The sequence below is a fragment of the Streptomyces niveiscabiei genome (assembly GCF_033794345.1).
Classification (GTDB): domain Bacteria; phylum Actinomycetota; class Actinomycetes; order Streptomycetales; family Streptomycetaceae; genus Streptomyces; species Streptomyces niveiscabiei.
Window position 1 is genome coordinate 38,081 of sequence record NZ_JARAYJ010000001.1, and the last position, 18,302, is coordinate 56,382.

Genomic DNA, 18,302 nt, shown 5'->3' on the forward strand with positions numbered 1-18,302 from the left:
GTATGGAGGCTCATCGAGTGAGCGGCAGCATCGAGGTGCGCGGGCTGTCCCGCACCTTCCACACCACCGTCCGCCGGCCGGGTTTCGCGGGCGCGCTGCGTTCGCTGGTCGACCCCGAGCGGGTCGCCAAGCACGCCGTGTCCGACATCAGCTTCGACGTCGCCGAGGGTGAACTCCTCGCCCTGCTGGGCCCGAACGGCGCGGGCAAGTCCACGACCATCAAGATGCTCACCGGCATCCTCACCCCGACCTCGGGCGAGGCGCGGGTCGCGGGCGTCGTCCCGTACCGGGAGCGCGAGCGCAACGCCCGTAACATCGGCGCGGTGTTCGGGCAGCGCACCCAGCTGTGGTGGGACCTGCCGGTGCGCGAGTCGTTCATGATCCTGCGGGACATCTACGAGGTGCCGAGGGCCGAACACGCCGCGCGCCTCAAGGAGTTCGACGACCTGCTCGACCTGTCCTCGTTCTGGTCGACCCGGGTGCGTCACCTCTCCCTGGGCCAGCGGGTGCGCTGCGACCTCGCGGCGGCGCTGCTGCACGACCCGGCCGTGGTGTTCCTCGACGAGCCGACGATCGGCATGGACGTCGTGGTGAAGGAACAGGTCCGGGAGTTCCTGCGCCACCAGGTCGAACAGCGGGGCCGTACCGTCCTGTTGACGACGCACGACATGACGGAGGTCGAACGCCTCGCGGAACGCGTGGTGTTGATCAACCACGGGCGTCTGGTGCTGGACGGGCCGCTGGAGGACATCCGGCGCAAGTTCGGCTCGACCTGGCAGGTGCGGGCCACGCTCGCCGACCCGCACACCGAGGTCACACCGCTGCGCGGGATAGCCGTCGTCCAACACGATGGCCCGGTCGTCGTGTTCGGCCCCGAGGGCCCGGACGCGCCGACCGTCCACCAGGCCCTCAAGGCGGTCATCGAACGGTACGAGGTGACGGACGTCGCCCTCGACGAGGCCGACCTCGAAGACGTCATGCGGGCCGCGTACGTCCACGCGGAGGGCGAGCGATGAGCGGGTACGCCTGGCGGGCCGCGTGGGTCACGCCGCTCGGCGAGCTGTACACGCCGCCCCGGATGACGGGGGCGCTGCTGCGGCTCGCCGTCCAGATCGTGCTGGTCGCCTCGCTGTGGCACGGGCTGTACGCGCAGACCGGGACGACCGCCGGGCTCGACCGGGGGCAGGCGGTGACGTACGCCGTGCTGGCCGTGCTCAGCTCCCGGATCCGGGACTTGGACCAGTACTCGGGGCGGGACACCGTCCAGCAGCACATGCACTTCGGGACGATCGTGTACTGGTGGATGCGGCCGATACCGCCGCGCCGGTACTACGCGCTGCGGGCGCTGGGCGAGCAACTGTACGGGCTGGCCTGGGCGTTGTTCGGGTACGCGGTGTGTCTCGCGGCGGGTGTCGTCGATCCGCCCGAGTCGGCCGCCGTGGCGGGGGTGTTCGCGCTCAGTCTGCTGCTCGGGCAGTGGGTGCTGTACTACATCATGCTGGTCATCGACCAGTGGTGCTTCTGGGCGCTGCGCAACGGGGCCGCTCTGCTGATCCTCGTGTTCGCGCAGAACCTGCTGTCCGGGGTGTACGCGCCGCTGTGGTTCTTCCCCGACTGGTTCGTCACGCTCAGCTCCTACCTGCCGTTCCAGGCGACGCTGAGCGTGCCGCTCTCCCTCTACATCGGGCGCATCCCGCTGTCCGACGCCGGCTTCCAGCTCGCCGTCCAGGCGGGGTGGGTGGTCGTGCTGGCCCTGTTCACCCGGTTCCTGTGGGCGCGCGCCGCCCGCCGGGTCGTCGCGCAAGGAGGCTGATCCGGATGGGTTCCCTGCTCAAGGCCACGCGGATCATGTGGCAGGTCACGCGGCTCAACTTCCGTGCGCAGCTGGAGTATCGCGCAGAGTTCCTGCTGATGATCGCGATCGGCGCGGTGTGGCAAGTGTCGGTCATCGTGTTCGCGACCGTACTGCTCACGCGGTTCAGCGGGATGGGCGGGTGGGACAGCCAGGACGTGCTGATGATCCCGGCGATCCGGATGCTGGCGCACGGGCTGTTCGTGCTGTTCCTCGGGCGGGTCCACGGACTCGGCCGGCACATTCAGGAAGGGAAGATCGACGCCTATCTGCTGCGTCCGCTCCCTGTCTACCGGCAGGTGCAGCTGGAGTACTTCCCCACCAACGCGATCGGGGATCTGACGGTCGCGGTCGGGCTGATGGTGGGGGCGCTCAGCCGGAGCCAGCTGGACTGGGACCTGGCGCGCGTCGGGTACCTGGTGGCGGCCGTGCTCGGGGGGATGCTGCTGGAGGCGTCGCTGTTCACGCTGATCGCGTGCGCGTCCCTGCGGTTCCCCGCCGCCGACTACTGGGGGCGGTGGCTGGAGGAGCTGCTGGGGACGTTCGGGAGCTACCCGCTGAACGTGCTGCCCAAGGCGGTCGGGGGGATGCTCACGTACGGGCTGCCGCTCGCGTTCGTGGCGTACTTCCCGGCGGCCGTGCTCACGGGGCACGGGCACGGGACCGCCGTGCCGTACTGGGTGGCCGCCGCGTCGCCGTTGCTGGGGCTGCTCGCGTATGTGGGGACGCGGGTGTTGTGGCGGTGGAGCCTGCGGCACTACAGCGGGGTGAACGGCTGATCCGTGCGGGTGCGTGCGGGGGGTCCTTTCTCGGGACCCCCCGCTTCTTCATGCGGCCCGGTACGCGCGTACGAACGCGGCGACCCCGCCGCGGAGCAGGTGCCGGGCGTCCTCCTCGGGGAGCGGGAGTACGCCGTAGTGGGTGCGGAGGGTGAGGGTCTGAGAGGTCAGGGCGACGAAGTGGGCCGCCGCGAGCGCCGTGTCGCCGTGCGTGTCGATGAGGTGCTCGTCGTGGAGGGTCTGGAACGCCTCGGTGAGTGCGGCGGTGACCGGGATCGGGCCCGCCTCCTGCCAGGACCTCAGGACCTCGGGCGGGACGTGGTCGGCCTCCGCGTGGATGTGGCGGACCAGGGCGAAGTGGTCGGCGTACCTCGTCAGGAGGTCGGCGAAGCCTTCGGCCAGGGCGGTCAGGTCGCGTTCCAGGTTGTCGGGGTGCGGGGGTCTGCCGGGGGGCAGCACGCTGGCCAGGCAGGCGAGTTGGGCATCCTTCACCTCGGCCGACGTCCAGGTGACGACCGTGCGGAACAGTTCCGCCTTGCCGCCGGGGAAGTGGTTGTAGAGGGTGCGGGTCGAGACGCCGGCGGCTGCGGCGACCGCGTCGACCGAGGCGCGGGTGTAGCCCTCGCGGCCGAAGAGGGTGCAGGCGGCGCCCGCCATCGCGGCCCACTTCTGGACCTTGCGGGGCGGGTGGTCCTTGAGGGCGGCCTCCCACCGGGCTTCGTTGGTCGTACCCACGCGCTCTCCTCGTGCCTGACAGTTGTGTGCAACGCCCGTTGTGCTTCAGACAACGCACGTTGTACTTTACCGGATGTGAGCCGACCCCGGCAGTCGAGCCGGGGCACGAACAGGGGGACACCCATGCCTGCTTACACCACTCCACTGCGCGTCGCCGTCATCGTCGGCAGCGTCCGCGAGGGCCGCCAGGGGCGCGCCGTCACCGACTGGTTCCTCGGCGTCGCCGCCCAGCACGAGGGGCTGGACATCGACGTCGTCGACCTCGCGGACATCGAGCTGCCGATGGTGATGCCGGGCTGGGGCGGCGAGGTGAGCGACGCCGTCGCCGCCGTGCTCGGCGAGGTCGGTCCCCGGCTCGCCGCCGCCGACGCGTTCGTCGTCGTCACGCCCGAGTACAACCACAGCTTCCCGGCCTCGCTGAAGAACTTCGTCGACTGGCACGGGCCGCAGTGGCAGGCCAAGCCGGTCGGGTTCGTCTCCTACGGGGGCCTGGCCGGCGGAGTGCGGGCCGTCGAGCATCTGCGGCAGGTCTTCGCCGAGTTGCACGCGGTGAGCATGCGCGACGCGGTGAGTCTGCACGCGCCGTGGTCCGGGCTCGGGGAGGACGGGGGGCCGCGGGACAGTGCGGTGTGCGAGGGGGCGGCGAAGGGGATGCTGGGGCAACTGTCGTGGTGGGGACGGGCGTTGCGGGGCGCGCGGGCCGAACACCCTTACCAGGGCTGAGGGGTGGGGGTCGTGAGGGGCGGGGCTCGTGACGGGGTGCGGCTGTTGGGAGGCCGGGCTCGCGGAGGGGTGGGGCTTGTGAGGGGTGGGGGGTCATGACGGTCGGTATGTCGTCGGCGCCGGTTTCCGATGCCGGCGCGCTCAACCGTACGCTCGGGGTGATTCTCGTCGGCTCGCTCATGGTCGTGCTCGACGGGACGATCGTCGTCGTCGCGCTGCCGAGTCTGTCGAGCGCGTTCGGCGCCTCGCTGGGGACGATCCAGTGGACGCTCACCGGGTACACGCTCGCGCTGGCCGCCGTGATCCCCACGGCGGCGTGGGTGATGGCCCGGCTGGGGGCCAAGCGGGCGTATCTGCTGGCGCTCTCGCTGTTCACGTTCGGTTCCGGGCTCGCCGCGTTCGCCTGGGACGCCGGGTCGTTGATCGCCTTCCGGGTCGTACAGGGCCTCGGGGGCGGGCTGTTGATGCCGGTCGGCATGGCGATGGCGCTGAGGCTGGCCGACCGGGAGCGGTTCGGGCGGACGATGGCGTTGATCGGGCTGCCGGTTCTCATCGGCCCCGTGTCCGGGCCGGTGTTGGGCGGGTGGCTGATCGACGCCGCGTCCTGGCACTGGATCTTCCTGGTCAACCTGCCGGTCGGGGCGGTCGCCCTGGGGCTCGCCGTACGGCTGCTGCGCGCCGACACGCCCCGGGGTGAGGTGCCTCGACTCGACGTACGGGGGCTGGTGTTGCTGCCGCCCGGCCTGGCCCTGCTGCTGTACGGGCTCGCCCGGGGCGGAGAGCGCGGGGAGTTCGCGTCGCCGGAAGTGCTGGGGTTCGTGGCGGTCGGGGGCGTCCTCGTCGCGGCGTTCGTGCGGCACGCCCTGACGGCCCATCAACCCCTCCTGGATCTGCGGCTGTTGGGTGACCGTACGTTCGCCCTCGGGATCGGGACGCTCGCGCTCTTCGCCTGCGGGTACTTCGGGTCGGCGCTGCTCGGGCCCATGTACTGGCAGCAGGTGCGGGGTTGGGGTGCCACCGGGACCGGGCTGCTGGGGGTGCCCGTCGGGCTGGCCATCGGGGGGACCATGCAGATCGCCTCGCGCCGGGTGGACGAGGTGTCGCCCCGGACGATGATCGTGTGCGGGGCGGTGCTGGCCTCGATGGGCATGGCCGGTACGGGAGTTCAGGCCGGGATCGAGGGCGTGGCCGCCTGGCGGATCCTCGCGACATCCCTGCTCATGGGCGTCGGCGTCGGGATGGTGATCATGCCGACGATGACCGTCGCGAGCCGGGACCTGCCGAAGGAGCGGCTGGGCGCGGCGAGCACGGCGCTGGCGATCAACCAGCAGGTCGCGGCTTCAGTGGGGACGGCGTTCCTGTCGGTCCTGCTGGGCGCGGCGGGGGTGAGTCCCTCGGGGTTCAGGACGGTGTTCCTGGTGGCGGCGGGGTTGCCTGCGCTGGCGGTACTTCCAGCGCTGAGACTGCCGGGGCGGCGGGGTGGGGGGATGTGATCGGGGCGGGACCGGGGGGAGTTGGCCGGGGTGGTGGGGCGGGGGCGTCGGTTTGGGCCGGGTTCGGGGGAGCCGGGGCGGGCGGGTCGGCGGGGGGCGGGACCGGAGGGCGAGGTGCGTCGGCGCTTGCCGGTCGAGCGGCGTTCGTGTCGGCCAGGCTCGGCAGAACCGGGATAGGCCGCTCGGCTGGCGCCGGGGCCGGACGGCCAGGCGCGTCGGCGCCTGCCGGTCGAGGGGCGTTCGTGTCGGCCGGTTCGTGGGGTGGCGGGATAGGCCGCTCGGCTGGCGCCGGGGCCGGACGGCGAGGCGCGTCGGCGCCTGCCGGTCGAGGGGCGTTCGTATCGGCCAGGCTCGGCAGAACCGGGATAGGCCGCTCGGCTGGCGCCGGGGCCGGACGGCGAGGTGCGTCAACGCCTGCCGGTCGAGCGGCGTTCGTGTCGGCCGGTTCGTGGGGTGGCGGGATCGCCCCGTTGGGGTGTGTTCGCGTGTTGTCGTGGCCTGCCCGTCGTATCGGCGTGAACAGGGCCGCCCCGGCGATCAGCAGACAGCAGCAGCCCGCCACCGCCGCCGCCCTGGCCGTGCCGTGGTGTTCCGCCGTCCAGGTGAGGACGGCCGCGCCGATCGGGGCCGCCGAGTACTGGAGGGTCCAGAACGCCGATGTCACCCTGCCCAGGAGGTGTTCGGGGGTCACCTCCTGGCGCAGGGACATCGAGCAGGTGCCGCCGACGGCGACGGACGCGAGGAACGCGGCGGCCAGGACGGCGACTTGAGGCACGGAGTCCGCGCGGCCGAGCCCGACGACCGCGAGCCCGGACACGGCGACCGACGCCGTCCACACGGGCCCGAAGCCGAGGCGGCGGCGCAGGCGGGCGACGAGGAGGGACCCGGTCACCGTACCGAGCGCGCCGGCCCCCATCACGGCACCGACCGTCCCGTCGTCCTGCCCGAGATCGTGTTTGAGGTGGTAGATCAGCAGGTCGACGAGCCCGAGGGTGAGAAAGCTGAACAGGAACAGCAGGGCGGTGACCGAGCGCAGCACCGGATGGCTGTAGAGGAAGGCGACGCCGGCCTTCAAGTCCCGCCAGATCCCGGGGTGTTGTACGTCCTCGCGGGGCACCTTCTCGATCCGTACGGCCATGAGGCACGCGGCGGAGACACCGAAGCTGGCCGCGTCCACGCCGACGGCCGCCGCGGGCCCCGTCCACGCGGCGACCGCGCCCGCGCCGAGCGGCCCGAGCACCCCGGCCGCAGCGGCCGTCGCGTTGAGGCGGCCGTTCGCCTCCGTGAGGCGGCCCGTGCCGACGAGCCCGCGCACGACGGTGACGTATCCGACCGCGAAGAGCATGCCGATGGCCTCGCAGACCGGCAACACGGCGTACAGGAGCCAGACTTGGGGTCCCGCCAGCCAGGCCAGCGGGATCACCCCGTACAGGGCCATGCGCGCGAGGTCGCAGGCGATGAGGAGTTTGCGCCGGTCGACCCGGTCGACGACCGCGCCCGCGAAGACCGCCGAGAGCACGAGCGCCGCGCCGCCCGCCGCCGTGAGCAGGCCCATGCTCGCGATGGAGCCGGTGGCTTCGAGAACGAGGAGGGGGAGGGCGATCAGCGCGAAGGAGTCACCGAGGACGGAGAGGGTCTGGGCGAGCCAGAAGGCGGTGAAGTCGCGTTGTTTCCAGAGGGGTTGCTCACTGCGGGCGTCGTCCATCGGGTCGAACCCTACGGCGCGGGGCGCGTATCGAGGCCCACGCCGTCGTCCGTGTCGCCGCTTCCACCGCGCGAGGGCGTGAGGTGCGGCTCACGCGCCCTCGGTATCGGTGACGGGAGCAGCCACAGCACGGAGAGGGCGCCGCCGACTGCCGCGACGATCAGTGTGGTTCGCAGCCCCACCGCGCTCGCGAGTGCGCCGCCCGCCAGTGCGCCGAGAGGACGGACCCCGTAGTTGACGGTGCTGTACGCGCCGGCGACCCTCGCCCGCATGCCGTCCGGAACGGCCGCCGCCTGGAGGGAGTTGAGGTTCACGTCGAAGAGCATGACGCCGAAGAAGGAGAGGAAGAGGGAGGCGGAGAGGATGACCGCCCTCGCCCAGGGCGGGCCGCCGGCCGCGGCCCCGAGCGCGAACGGGAGCGGGAAGAGAACGGATCCGATCACAACTCCCTTGCCCGAACCGAACTTTCGGGCCAGCACCGGGGCCGCGAACGCGCCCCCGAGCCCGCCGAGCGCACCGACGCCGAACGCCGTTCCGATGATCCCCGGGGCGAGCTGGAGTTCCCGGTCGGCGTAGAGGACGATCATGCCGGTGCCCGTGAGGTAGGTGAAGAAGTTGACGGTCGTCGTGCAGGCCAGGCCGTACTTCAACACCGGTTCCCCGAGCACGAGTCGCACGCCTTCGCGGAGTTGCCGGTCGCCCTTCGCCGGGGGCGGTTCGTCCATCCCGATCCTCGCGATCAGGGACGCGGACACGAGGAACGAGAGCGCGTCCACGAGAACGGCGATCGGGGCGGTGAGCGCCTGGACGAGTGCCCCGCCCGCCGCCGGGCCCGCCACGTACGTCGCCGAACGCCCCGCGCTGAGCAGGCTGTTGGCCTCCACGTACGCCTCCGGCGGGACCAGGCGGGCGAACACGGCGGACGTCGCGGTGCCGCCGGCGACGGACGAGGTGCCGGTGATGACGGCGAGCGCGTAGAGCTGGGTCATCGTCAGGGCGCCCAGGGCGTAGGCGATCGGGAGGGTGAGGAGGGTCGCCGCGTTGACCAGGTCCGTCGCGATCATCAGGCGGCGCTTGGATCTTCGGTCGGCCCAGACGCCGAGCAGCAGGGCGAAGAGGTTGGGGGCCGAGGTGAGGGCGGTGAGGAGGGCTACTTCGGAGGTGGTGGCTTCGAGGGTGGTCGCGGCGGTCAGGGGGAGGGACAACTCGGTGATTCTGTCGCCGAGTTGGGAGATGGCCTGGGAGGTCCAGAGGCGGCGGAAGCCGGGGTTGGCGCGCAGGAGGGCGGTCATCGGGGGGAGGTGGGGTCGTCTTCGGGGAGTTCGGGGAGGGCGTTGGTCAACAGGGCCACGTGGCGGGCGCCTTGGGGGCGTTCGGCGGCGGGGCGGTGGACGTAGGGGGCGACGAGGGCCTCGATCGCGTCGCGGAGGGCGGCGAGTTCGGGGGCGGTGACCGCGATCCTCGTGTTGAGGCCGCCCGCCAGCTCGACCCACTCCGGTTCCAGCTCCGGGGCCGTCTCCGTCAGCCAGCGCAGGGGGAGTTCGGCGGTGCGGGTGAACACCTCACCGGCGAGGAGCTGTGCGGCCGAGCGGCCTTCGCCGTCCGGCGGGACCGTGAACCGGAAACCCCGGGCAGCCGCTTCCCAGCGCCGCTCCCTGCGGTCCGTACCGCCTTCCGCGTCCCGCACCAGGCCGAAGCCCGCGAGGTGGCGCAGGTGCCAGCTCGTGACGGAGGGGGTGGCGCCGACGTGCGGCGAGAGCTGCGAGGCGGTGGCCGGGCCGTACCGCTGGAGCCGCTCCAGCACCGCGAGCCGGACGGGGTGTGCGAGCGCGCGCATCGCTTTGGGGTCGGTGAGCTGGAGGTCGCCGAGGCGGTTTCCCGAATCCATGGTCTGAGAGTGTTCTCTCAGAAACTGTGAGAGTCAACTCTCAGAGTCGGACGGACAATTCAGCTTGCGGCGGCGTGTGGGAGGGAGAGGAGGCGGGGCGCGCGGTGTGGTGGTGCAGCGGTGGTGGCGGTCATGTGCGGGGCGCCGTAGGGGAGTTGCCGGTTCGTCGGATGTCTCGCCGGGACCGGCGTAAGCGGCGTAAAGAGCGGAAACCAGGCGCGTTGCAGTAACCGCTTGCTCACAGTTTTCCGGCGTTTCATCCGTCACTCTTGTGCGTCACACCGGCCGCCTCCAACCTGAGCATTGTTCAAGTCTCTTTACGCTTCACTTCCCCTTCCTTTCCGTCTTCTTTTCGTCGACCGGAGACTCCCCCACCATGAGACGCATCATCGGCACCCTCGCGGCGACCGTGCTCGGCCTCGCCGGGCTCACCGTCGCCTCGGCGGCACCCGCGCAGGCCGCGCCCTCGGGGACGTTCAACGTCCTGACGTACAACGTCGCGGGCCTGCCGGAGCCCTTGAGTTCGAGCAAGCCGGCCACCAACACGCCGTTGATCTCGCCCCGGTTGGGCGCGTACGACATCGTGAACGTGCAGGAGGACTTCAACTACCACGCGGCGCTGTACGCGAACGACGACCACGCGTACCGCACGCCGACGAGCGGCGGCGTACCGTTCGGCGACGGGCTCAACACGCTCTCCGACGTACCCTTCGAGGACTTCGAGCGGGTCCGGTGGAACCAGTGCACCGGCACCAACTGCCTGACGCCGAAGGGCTTCTCGCTGGCCCGGGTGCGGCTCGCGGAGGGCGTCTTCGTGGACCTGTACAACGTCCACACCAACGCGGACGACTCCGCGGACGCCCTCGCCGCGCGCCGCGCGAACATCACGCAGCTGTCCGACTTCATCACCGCGAACTCCGCGGGCAACGCGGTGATCGTGATGGGCGACACGAACACGCGCTACACCCGCGCCGGGGACAACATCCGCACCCTGACGTCCGTGAACGGCCTCACCGACGCGTGGGTGCAGCTGGTCAAGGGCGGCACTCCCCCGACGCAGGGCGCGGACGCGATCGTGTGCCCGACGAGCGCGCCGCCGAACACCTGCGAGGTCGTCGACAAGGTCCTGTACCGGGGCAGCCGGCTGGTGGACCTTGCAGCAACCCGTTACAGCAACGACTGGGCGAAGTTCCTGGACTCGGCGGGCGGCAACCTCTCCGACCACTTCCCGCACGCGGTCGACTTCTCCTACACCCTCAACTCCTCCTTGCGGGCGAGTGATTTCACCGGCGGCCCGCACGGCACGGCCTTCAACGACGCGGACGACCTGCCCTCGGCGCCCGCGCCCCGCACGCTCACCCTGCGCGGCGCCTCCCGCCTGGACGCGGTCTCCCTGAGCCTCTCCGACGGCACCGCCCTCACGCACGGCGGCACCGGCGGCACGGCCACGTCCCTCACCCTCGCGAGCGGCGAGCACCTGACCTCCGTCAAGCTGACGCAGGGTCAGAAGGACGGCCGTACGCGGCTCTTCTCGGCGTCCTTCGGCACCGACAAGGGGCGTTCGCTGTCCGCCGGTACGGCGACGTCGGACGCGCGGACGTTCACGGCGCCGGCCGGGTGGCAGATCGTCGGGTTCACCGGGCGCTCCGGGGACGAGGTCGACAAGCTGGGCGTCCTGTACGCGCCGATCGGCTGAGCGGCGCCGCACCCCTGAAAGCGCCGTACGCCCGTGTTGCTGCAACCGTTTTCCGGGGCGTTGCCGCAACCGGTTGCCCGGCGTTGCCGTGAGCGGTCCCGCGCCGCCTGCCTAAGTGTCCTAGGATCCTGCCTAGGACACAGACGGAGGCACCCCATGGCACGCGCGGGAATCACGGTGGACCGGCTCGTCGGGGCCGCCGCCGAGCTCGCCGACGAGGTGGGGTTCGAGAACGTCACCCTGTCCGCGCTGGCCCGGCGGTTCGGCGTCAAGGACGCGAGCCTCTACTCGCACGTCAAGAACCTCCAGGAGCTGCGCACCCGCCTCGCGTTCCTGGCCGGCGCCGAGATGATCGACCTCATCTCGGCGGCGGTCGCGGGGCGGGCCGGCAAGGACGCGCTGGTCGCGTTCGCGGGCGCGTACCGGGAGTACGCCCTGCGCCATCCCGGCCGGTACGCGGCCACACAGATCCCCGTCGACCAGGACCTCGTCGCCCAGGCCCCCGCGCTGCGGCGCACCGCCGAGATCACGTACGGCATGCTGCGCGCGTACGACCTCGACGAGCCCGACCTCACGGACGCCGTGCGGCTGCTGCGCAGTACGTTCCACGGGTACTGCGTGCTGGAGGCAGCCGGGGGGTTCGGGGCGTCGCGGGACGTCCGGGAGTCCTGGGACCGGGCGGTGGAGGCGCTGCATTCGGCGCTGGTGAACTGGCCTCGGGGGGAGGGGCCGCGGGGCGAGAGGGCAGGGGGTGAGGGGACGCGGGCGTGAGAGCACAGGGGTGAGTGAGTGCCCGCAGTAACCGCCTTCTACGCCGTTTCCGTATCAGCCTTGCCGCGCGTCGTCAGTCCCCCTTCGGCATCAGCCCCGTTCCGGCGTCAGCTCTCGCGTTCGGCGGCGCTCCGCTCGACACAGAACTCGTTGCCCTCGGGGTCCAGCAGCGTCACCCACCCGGTCCCGTCGGGTTTCCGGTGGTCCTCCGCCAGCTTCGCCCCCAGTCCGAGCAGCCGCTCCACCTCCTCGTCGCGGGTCCGGTCCTGCGGCTGGAGGTCGAAGTGGACGCGGTTCTTGACGGACTTCCCCTCGGGAACGGCGAGGAAGAGAAGCCCCGCGCCGGCGATGAGGGCCTCGGGGTCGCCGGGGCGGTCCTCGTCCTGGAGCGGATGGCCGAGCACCTGGGACCAGAACGTCGCGAGGGCGAAGGCGTCCTGGGAGTCGATCGTGGTGTGCCGTATGAGTGAGGTCATGCCGGAGATCCTTGTGCACCGCGGCGACGAGCGCGAACTCCTTTTCAGCGGCGGCCCCTTCCCCACTCGCGGCCGAAGCCCTGACGCCGCAGCGCCGTCGCGACCGCCTCACCGGTCTCGCGTGCCGTGAGGTACGGCCGTACGTCGTGCGCCTTCGCGCCGTTGTGCACGAGGCGGTCGGTGACCCGGGGGCCGAAGACCGGGGCGAGTTCCTTGTTCAGGGCGACGGCGTCGCCCCGGTCGGCGATGTTCGTCCAGCGGATGACACAGGCGGGCCAGCGGGCCCGGTCCACGTACGGGGGCGGATCGAGGCGGTCGAGGACCAGGCCGTGCACGGCGAGGGGCGAGCCGAGGGTGATCAGTACCAGGTCCGGCAACTCCGGGTGCGCGCACAGGGTTTCGTACGCGACGACCGAGCCGAGGGAGTGCGCGATCACCAGTTCCGTCCGCTCGCTGAGCGTGTCGAGGAGACGGGCGCGGACCGCTGTGCGGACGTCCGGTTCCGTGAAGTAGCGGCGTACCTGGCGGGCGTCCGAGATCAGGAGCCGGTCGGCGAGTCCGGCGAAGAACGCCGAGTGGCTCAGGGCGTCCAGGGCCCGCTGCACCCGGTGGGGTGTGCGGGCTCTGGCCGCCAACTCCGGTCCCGGTACGGGTTGTTCGGCCTTCGCCGCCGCCTCCCACCAAGCGAGCAGAAGGTCTTCCTCCAGGCCCGCCTCGACGTCCGAGGCGTCCCAGTCCGGCACCCCCACGCCCCGGTGGCCCGGGAGGCGGAACAGATCGCCGTAGAAGGCCATGGCCACGTCTTCGCGGGCCAACTCGCCGCCGTTCAGGGTGACTCCGTCGCTGAGCGCCGGGTACCAGTCGGCGAGCAGGCTCTCCGGGCCCTTGTGCTGCTGGGCTATGCCGTGGACCAGGACGACACGGGTCATGGGCTCTCTCCGGGGTCGGCCGAGGCGAGACCCAGTGCTACGGCTCCCATCTCGGTGGCGAGACAGACGTAACCGGTTTCCGCAACGGCGATGTCGTTGATGCCGCTGCCGACGTCCAACTCCGTCGTCCAGCCGGGGTCCCGGGTGTTCCAGATCCGCAGGAGACCGAAGCCGTCGCCAGCCACGAGGAGGGGCGTGCCGTGGACCTCGGCGCAGACCAGGGCTCGGACGGGGGACGGGAACGGGGCGAGGTGGTGGCCTGCCGGTTCGCCGGTGAGGGGGTGCCAGAAGCGGAGGGTGCCGTCGCCCGCGCCGGAGACGAGGAGGTCGGTGGAGTCGAGGCGGAGGAAGTCGACACTGTGGGCGCCCATGGCGTGGTCGGCCATCGGAGGTGCGGCGGGGGCGCCGGTGCGGAGGTCCCAGAGGCGGACTGTGCCGTCGAGGGAGGCGCTGGCGAGGAGGTGTTCGGCGCCGGGTGGGCCGCTGCGGAGGGCGGTGACGCGGGCGGTGTGACCCGTCATGGGAGGGCCGTACGGGGCTTGGGTGTCCAACTCCCAGGCGTGCAGGGTGAAATCACCCGCTACGGAGACCACGAACGTTCCGCCACCAAGTGTGTGCGGCAAGGCTCCCCACGTGGTGCCGAAGCGCCTGATCAACCGCTCGCGTGGCTCCAGTGCCCATACATCGACGCCCGACCAACTGCTCGTGACCATCACCGGGCGGTCCCCCGCCCTCGCGCTCGCCGCGCCGTAGAGCCCGGAGCCGGCGGAGGTGATGTGCGGCGCGACCTGCCGCCCGTCCTCAAGAGCGTGCAGTCGTACACCGCTGAATCGGCTGCCGGTCACTAGAACTGAACGGCCGCCTGAAAGCTGGACGATGTCCGCCGAGACGAGGCTCCGATCGGCGCCGCTGAGCGGCTCGCCTGAAGGAAGCATGGTCGCCAGGTTCCACACGCGCACCTGCCGGTTGTCGGCGCTCACGGCAACCGGTGTGCCGTTGACCGTCCCGAGAGCCGGTGCGGGACACGTCTTCGCCTCCGACACCCTGGTCGAACCTTCGAGCGCAGGCCCCAGTGGGCTCCCTGTAGCCAGGTCCCACACCCGCACGGTGTCGTCGGAGCCCACAGAAGCGACCAGGGTGCGGCCCTGGACCTTGGCGAGATTCGCGCGCAAGGCCCAGGCAGTGTGTCCAAGGAGCGGGGGCCCCACGAGTTCCCGGGTCACGATGTCGTAGATGTGGACGCCGTTTCCCTCATACGTCGACAGAACCACGGGGCGATCGTCGAGGAAAGCCACTCCAATCGCGTCGGCATTCAGGGAGAGCTTCTTGAGGTCGAAGTGGGCTTCCGGCGAATCGATCCGAGGACCCGTAACCCGCCAGAGGTAGGCATGTCCGAGGGCGGTCGCGACGGCGATCTCCATACCCTGGCCGACCGCGCGTACGGCCATGTAGTGCACTCCGCCGATGTGTCCCGACAGCGGGGGTGTCCGCAGGCGTCCGGTCACGTAGTCCCAGACACGAATCGTGCCGTCCCCACTGCTGCTTACGACGACCGGCGTGTCACGCAGGACCCCCAGAGCTACGCGTCGCACAGAGTTGGTGTGTCCGGTCAGCGGCTCCCCTACGGGCATGCCTGTCAGCGCGTCCCAGATCCTGACTTCCGTGTCCTCTCCCCCGGTGAGCGCGATCAGTCGTCCTTCGACGCTGCCGAGAGCCACTGCCCGGACCCGCCCGAAGTGCCCTGCCATAGGCACCCCGACCGGGACGTGCCCGCGAAGGTCCCAGAGCCGGGCCGTGCCGTCGCCGCCTCCGGTGATCGCCACCGGCATATCACCCGCCTGGTACAGGGCAACGCTATGGACCTCTCCGCTGTGCCCTTCCTCCGGCTGATCGGAGGAAAGGTCCCAGATCCTGGCGGTGCGGTCGCGGCCGACCGTGACCGCGAGCGAGGTCTCGCCGTGGGTAGCCAGCGCGGCGGCCCGGATGTCGTCCACGTGTCCACGCAGCGGCGGACCGACCGGGCGCAGGGCGGGCAGTTCCCACAACCTGGCCTCTTTACGTCCGCAGGTGAGCGCGACCATCCGGCTGCCGAAGCGGCCGAGCACTGCGGATTCAACCCCGCTGGCCCCGAAGTACCGGTGCGCAACGACAGCTTGGCCGATCTGACGCCGCTGTGCCAGGTCCCACAGGCCCAGTAGTCCGCTACGGTCTCCGGCCAACAGGACTGTACGGCCGTCAACTTCTCCCACGCACAGCGCGGTGACCAACTCCGCCGGCCCGATCAAAGGGCTGCCAATAGGGCGAGCGCTCTGCCCCGCCGTCAATCCGCTCAGGTCCCACACCCGAATAGCCCGATCGTCTCCACCCGTAACCGCCACCGCCCTCCCCTCGACCTCCGCGAGCGCAACCCCTCGCACAGTCCGGCGATGCCCCAGCAGCACCTCCCCCAACTGCCGCCGCTCGACAAGGTCCCACACCCTCGCCGTCCCGTCGTTCCCCGCGCTCAGCGCCACCGGCAGATCCCCGAGCAGCCCGATGCTGATCGCCTGAACGTTGTTGGTGTGTCCGGTCAGCGCACCCCCGTACAACTGTCCCGCAGACAGATCCCACACCTGAATCACCCCATCCACCCGCCCCACCAACGCAACGGTGTAGTCCCCGAGTTCACCGATCGCCACCGCCCCCACCGCCACCCCTGCCCGCAACGGCTCCCCGATCTGCCGCTGTGTCGTGAGGTCCCACACCCGAACTGTCGCGTCAGGGCTGCCGGTTACGGCGATGGGCCGATCGTCGAGGTCCCCGACCGCGACACAGTCCACCCGATCCGCATGCCCGCTGAGCAACCGATGCGTACCGCTGGCCGACCACCAGGCCCACCGCGCGGTCCAGGGCAGCGAGACCCCCAACCGGTCGATGCGCTCGGCGAGTTCGTCGGCTTCGCAACGCCGCGCGGAGAGCTGGAGGTCGGCCGCCCGGTCGCCCAACGGCCGGTCGGGAGTGAGGCGGTGGGCGACCTGTTCGTACGCGGTCCGGATCCGGCGCGGCGCGTCCCCGTCGACGGACGCCAACGCCCGTAGCAGGCCCAGGGGTTCGCAGGCCAGCAGGAACCCGGGATCGCCGATGAGGTCGGAGAGGAGCCCGGCCGCCGCCGCGTGGGTGGCGAGGTGCTGGCGTACGTAGGGCGGCGCGGAGAACCAGTCCCGGCCGCCGTCGGGGAGTGCGGGGACGACGTCGGTGAGGGCGCGGTGGACGGCGGCCTGGACCTCCGAGGTGGTGCGCCCGGCGGCGGCTCGCCGCAGGTGTTCGGCGAGGGCCTTGTGGTAGAGCCGGTACACCGAGCGCCGGTCGTCGTCGACGACTTCGGCGACGTACGCGCCGGCGACGTCCAGCAACCAGGTGATATCGCTTTCTGTGCATTCTCTGCCGGAGAGGGCGGTGGCGAGGGACGTCCAGATCCGGCCCCGGGGCAGGCCGGTGCCTTCGGAGAAGGCGAGGGGGAGGAGCATGCGGCGTACCCGGGTCTCGTCGGGGCCGAAGCGGGCGAGGTAGTCGTCGAACGCCTCGCCGATCTCGCTGGGGAGGTCGTCGGCCCAGCCGGGGCGGTGGACGTCGACGGGGATGAGGTCGGAGCGCAGGGTGCGGGCCGTGGTGCGGGCGTAGAGGAAGACTCCGGCGGCTTTGGCGGCGACTCCGGCCGCGACTTCTCGGGCCAGTGCGGGCCGGTCCCGGTAGGGGCTGAGGACGTGGGGTTCCTCTTCGGCGAGGAGCATCTTGGTGACGTACCCGGCGACGTCGGCGCGCTCGGCGCGGTAGCCGGGGCGGTCGAGGTCGATGGGGTGGAAGGTGGCGCCGAGCGGGCCGACGAGTTCGGGGCGGGTGCCCACGAGGAGCCGTACGCCGGGGATCTCGGACAGGGGCCGCAGCAACTCCCGGGTGATGCGGCGGGGTTCGCCGTGGCCGCCCGCGTCGGCGGCGGTGTCGGAGCCGGCCTCGTCGACGGCGTCCACGACGATGACGGTCGGGGAGCCCGCGCGCCCGCGCCGGGTGAGTTCCTGGAGGAGCGCGGCCGTGCCGTCGGCGTCGATGCCGAGGTGGACGGCGATGCGTTCCACGATCTCGTCGAGCCGCTTGTGCCGGGCGTGCACGGCGGCCGTCACGCAGCTCTCGGGGACGACGGTGGCGGGGTCGAGGGCGTCGAGGTCGAAGCGGGCCCGGTAGCCGGGGTCGGAGAGGGCGACGACCCGGCCGAGTACGGCGGACTTGCCGCAGCCCGGCGGTCCGGTGACGACGCGGCCCCGGCCGTCGCCCTCCGGGGCGGTGAGCCACTGGGTGAGTTCGGTGAGGACGCGGGTTCTGCCGCTGAAGTAGAGGCCGTGCTCGGACTCGAACTCGACGCCGCGCGAGCGGGGCCCGAAGTGGTCGACGAGGTCCAGCGTGGCGGCTCTGCGCTGGAGTTCGAGGTCGGTGCCGATGGGCGGGAGTGCCTCGCGGTAGTCGGCGTTGGGGAGGAAGGGGGCGAGTCCGGTGACCAACCCGCTGGCGAGTTCGGCGCGTTGGCCGGTGCCGTCGGCCTCGAAGCGTTCGTTGACGGCCTTGACCAGTTCCGTCAGGTCGAGGAACTGCTGGCGCTGGCCGGTGCGTTCGGTGGTGACCTGGACGGCGGCGGGCAGCGCGGTGGCGAACCGGCCTTCCTCGGCGAGGTCCTTGCGGCGGGCGGAGGCCAGGAACCAGAGTCCGCCGGCGGTTCCGGAGCCGCCGCGCCGGTAGGCGATCGTCTGGAGGGCGAGGGCCGTCGCGTCGGCGCTGCCCGCCGCGCCCGCGCAGGTGTCGAGGACGAGGAGGAGGTGGCTCAGGTCGCCCCGGCACAGGATACGGACCAGGTCCTCGGTGGCCAGGGCGGTCGTCGCGGCGTCCTCGTCGTCCCGTGAGTCCCAGCACAGCAGGTAGTGGCGGTCCCGGTCCTGTACGAGGCCGTGTCCGGCGTAGTAGAAGACGACGACGTCGTCGGGGGTGAGGGCGGCGTCCGCGGACCAGTGGCGGAGTTTCTGCCGGATCTGGTCCGCGCTCGCGTACTCGCCGAGTCCGGGCAGGACGTGCTGGTAGCCGAACCCGGCGAGGAGTTCGCCTACCGCGCGGATGTCGGAGGGTACGCTCCCGAGTTGTTCGTGCTCGGGAAGGTTCAGGTAGCGCTCGACGCCCAGGGCGATGAAGAAACGCCGACCCTCCCGCATCGCCAACCTCCGGCCCCCGTCCGC

The 18,302-nt window shown here is 71.5% G+C and carries 13 protein-coding genes and 1 pseudogene; 7 read left to right on the forward strand and 7 right to left on the reverse strand.

Annotation, left to right across the window (positions count from 1 at the left end):
• The first annotated feature begins 17 nt into the window (after positions 1-17).
• From PV682_RS00155 to PV682_RS00165, 3 genes are read left to right on the forward strand one after another with little or no spacing between them, the layout of a single operon-like run.
• On the forward strand, positions 18-1,016 hold the full coding sequence (locus PV682_RS00155; RefSeq protein WP_319722645.1) for an ABC transporter ATP-binding protein: 999 nt from the start codon (positions 18-20) through the stop codon (positions 1,014-1,016).
• The gene (locus tag PV682_RS00160) at positions 1,013-1,813 is read left to right on the forward strand and encodes an ABC transporter permease (protein WP_319722647.1); all 801 of its coding nucleotides are present in this window, start codon (positions 1,013-1,015) and stop codon (positions 1,811-1,813) included. The genes PV682_RS00155 and PV682_RS00160 overlap by 4 nt, the downstream gene beginning before the upstream one ends.
• A gap of 5 nt (positions 1,814-1,818) precedes the next feature.
• On the forward strand, positions 1,819-2,631 hold the full coding sequence (locus PV682_RS00165; protein ID WP_319722649.1) for an ABC transporter permease: 813 nt from the start codon (positions 1,819-1,821) through the stop codon (positions 2,629-2,631).
• Positions 2,632-2,679: 48 nt separating this feature from the next.
• Here the strand turns inward: PV682_RS00165 and PV682_RS00170 are convergent, their stop codons facing one another.
• Positions 2,680-3,366 carry a TetR/AcrR family transcriptional regulator C-terminal domain-containing protein gene (locus tag PV682_RS00170; protein ID WP_319722651.1) on the reverse strand — a complete coding sequence of 229 codons (687 nt, stop codon included), beginning with the start codon at positions 3,364-3,366 and terminating at the stop codon, positions 2,680-2,682.
• Positions 3,367-3,489: 123 nt separating this feature from the next.
• Here PV682_RS00170 and PV682_RS00175 point away from each other — a divergent pair, with 123 nt between their 5' ends.
• Positions 3,490-4,089 (forward strand): NADPH-dependent FMN reductase, encoded by a 600-nt coding sequence (locus tag PV682_RS00175; RefSeq protein WP_109362782.1) that lies wholly within the window; start codon positions 3,490-3,492, stop codon positions 4,087-4,089.
• A gap of 95 nt (positions 4,090-4,184) precedes the next feature.
• Positions 4,185-5,582 carry a DHA2 family efflux MFS transporter permease subunit gene (locus PV682_RS00180; RefSeq protein ID WP_319722657.1) on the forward strand — a complete coding sequence of 466 codons (1,398 nt, stop codon included), beginning with the start codon at positions 4,185-4,187 and terminating at the stop codon, positions 5,580-5,582.
• A 427-nt stretch (positions 5,583-6,009) separates the two neighbouring features.
• Here the strand turns inward: PV682_RS00180 and PV682_RS00185 are convergent.
• The 3 genes and pseudogenes from PV682_RS00185 to PV682_RS00195 form a co-directional block, all read right to left on the reverse strand.
• Positions 6,010-7,287 (reverse strand): annotated as a pseudogene (locus PV682_RS00185) (MFS transporter); the annotation flags it as partial.
• An 11-nt stretch (positions 7,288-7,298) separates the two neighbouring features.
• Positions 7,299-8,579 (reverse strand): MFS transporter, encoded by a 1,281-nt coding sequence (locus PV682_RS00190; RefSeq protein WP_319722659.1) that lies wholly within the window; start codon positions 8,577-8,579, stop codon positions 7,299-7,301.
• Positions 8,576-9,175 (reverse strand): ArsR/SmtB family transcription factor, encoded by a 600-nt coding sequence (locus PV682_RS00195; RefSeq protein ID WP_319722661.1) that lies wholly within the window; start codon positions 9,173-9,175, stop codon positions 8,576-8,578. The genes PV682_RS00190 and PV682_RS00195 overlap by 4 nt, the downstream gene beginning before the upstream one ends.
• Before the next feature lie 376 nt (positions 9,176-9,551).
• On the opposite strand from PV682_RS00195, the gene PV682_RS00200 reads away from it, so the two are divergent.
• Both PV682_RS00200 and PV682_RS00205 read left to right on the forward strand, forming a co-directional pair.
• Positions 9,552-10,871 carry a jacalin-like lectin gene (locus PV682_RS00200; RefSeq protein WP_319722663.1) on the forward strand — a complete coding sequence of 440 codons (1,320 nt, stop codon included), beginning with the start codon at positions 9,552-9,554 and terminating at the stop codon, positions 10,869-10,871.
• Positions 10,872-11,027: 156 nt separating this feature from the next.
• Positions 11,028-11,642 (forward strand): TetR/AcrR family transcriptional regulator, encoded by a 615-nt coding sequence (locus PV682_RS00205; protein ID WP_319722665.1) that lies wholly within the window; start codon positions 11,028-11,030, stop codon positions 11,640-11,642.
• A gap of 107 nt (positions 11,643-11,749) precedes the next feature.
• Here PV682_RS00205 and PV682_RS00210 read toward each other — a convergent pair whose 3' ends face one another.
• The 3 genes from PV682_RS00210 to PV682_RS00220 are packed head-to-tail and all read right to left on the reverse strand — an operon-like array spanning position 11,750 to position 18,278.
• The gene (locus PV682_RS00210) at positions 11,750-12,118 is read right to left on the reverse strand and encodes a VOC family protein (RefSeq protein ID WP_319722667.1); all 369 of its coding nucleotides are present in this window, start codon (positions 12,116-12,118) and stop codon (positions 11,750-11,752) included.
• A gap of 44 nt (positions 12,119-12,162) precedes the next feature.
• Positions 12,163-13,047: a hypothetical protein gene (locus PV682_RS00215; RefSeq protein WP_319722669.1), complete on the reverse strand. Its 885-nt coding sequence runs from the start codon at positions 13,045-13,047 to the stop codon at positions 12,163-12,165.
• Entirely contained in the window at positions 13,044-18,278 is a 5,235-nt protein-coding gene (locus tag PV682_RS00220; RefSeq protein ID WP_319722671.1) for a caspase family protein, read from the reverse strand. Before PV682_RS00220 ends, PV682_RS00215 begins: the two co-directional genes overlap by 4 nt.
• Positions 18,279-18,302: the final 24 nt, after the last annotated feature.

What these genes read in the sequence shown, in the direction of transcription:
- PV682_RS00160 (WP_319722647.1), top strand. Translation starts at nt 1,013, where the DNA reads ATGAGCGGGTACGCCTGGCGGGCCGCGTGGGTCACGCCGCTCGGCGAG.
- PV682_RS00165 (WP_319722649.1), top strand. Translation starts at nt 1,819, where the DNA reads ATGGGTTCCCTGCTCAAGGCCACGCGGATCATGTGGCAGGTCACGCGG.
- PV682_RS00175 (WP_109362782.1), top strand. Translation starts at nt 3,490, where the DNA reads ATGCCTGCTTACACCACTCCACTGCGCGTCGCCGTCATCGTCGGCAGC.
- PV682_RS00180 (WP_319722657.1), top strand. Translation starts at nt 4,185, where the DNA reads ATGACGGTCGGTATGTCGTCGGCGCCGGTTTCCGATGCCGGCGCGCTC.
- PV682_RS00190 (WP_319722659.1), bottom strand. Translation starts at nt 8,579, where the DNA reads ATGACCGCCCTCCTGCGCGCCAACCCCGGCTTCCGCCGCCTCTGGACC.
- PV682_RS00195 (WP_319722661.1), bottom strand. Translation starts at nt 9,175, where the DNA reads ATGGATTCGGGAAACCGCCTCGGCGACCTCCAGCTCACCGACCCCAAA.
- PV682_RS00200 (WP_319722663.1), top strand. Translation starts at nt 9,552, where the DNA reads ATGAGACGCATCATCGGCACCCTCGCGGCGACCGTGCTCGGCCTCGCC.
- PV682_RS00205 (WP_319722665.1), top strand. Translation starts at nt 11,028, where the DNA reads ATGGCACGCGCGGGAATCACGGTGGACCGGCTCGTCGGGGCCGCCGCC.
- PV682_RS00210 (WP_319722667.1), bottom strand. Translation starts at nt 12,118, where the DNA reads ATGACCTCACTCATACGGCACACCACGATCGACTCCCAGGACGCCTTC.
- PV682_RS00215 (WP_319722669.1), bottom strand. Translation starts at nt 13,047, where the DNA reads ATGACCCGTGTCGTCCTGGTCCACGGCATAGCCCAGCAGCACAAGGGC.
- PV682_RS00220 (WP_319722671.1), bottom strand. Translation starts at nt 18,278, where the DNA reads ATGCGGGAGGGTCGGCGTTTCTTCATCGCCCTGGGCGTCGAGCGCTAC.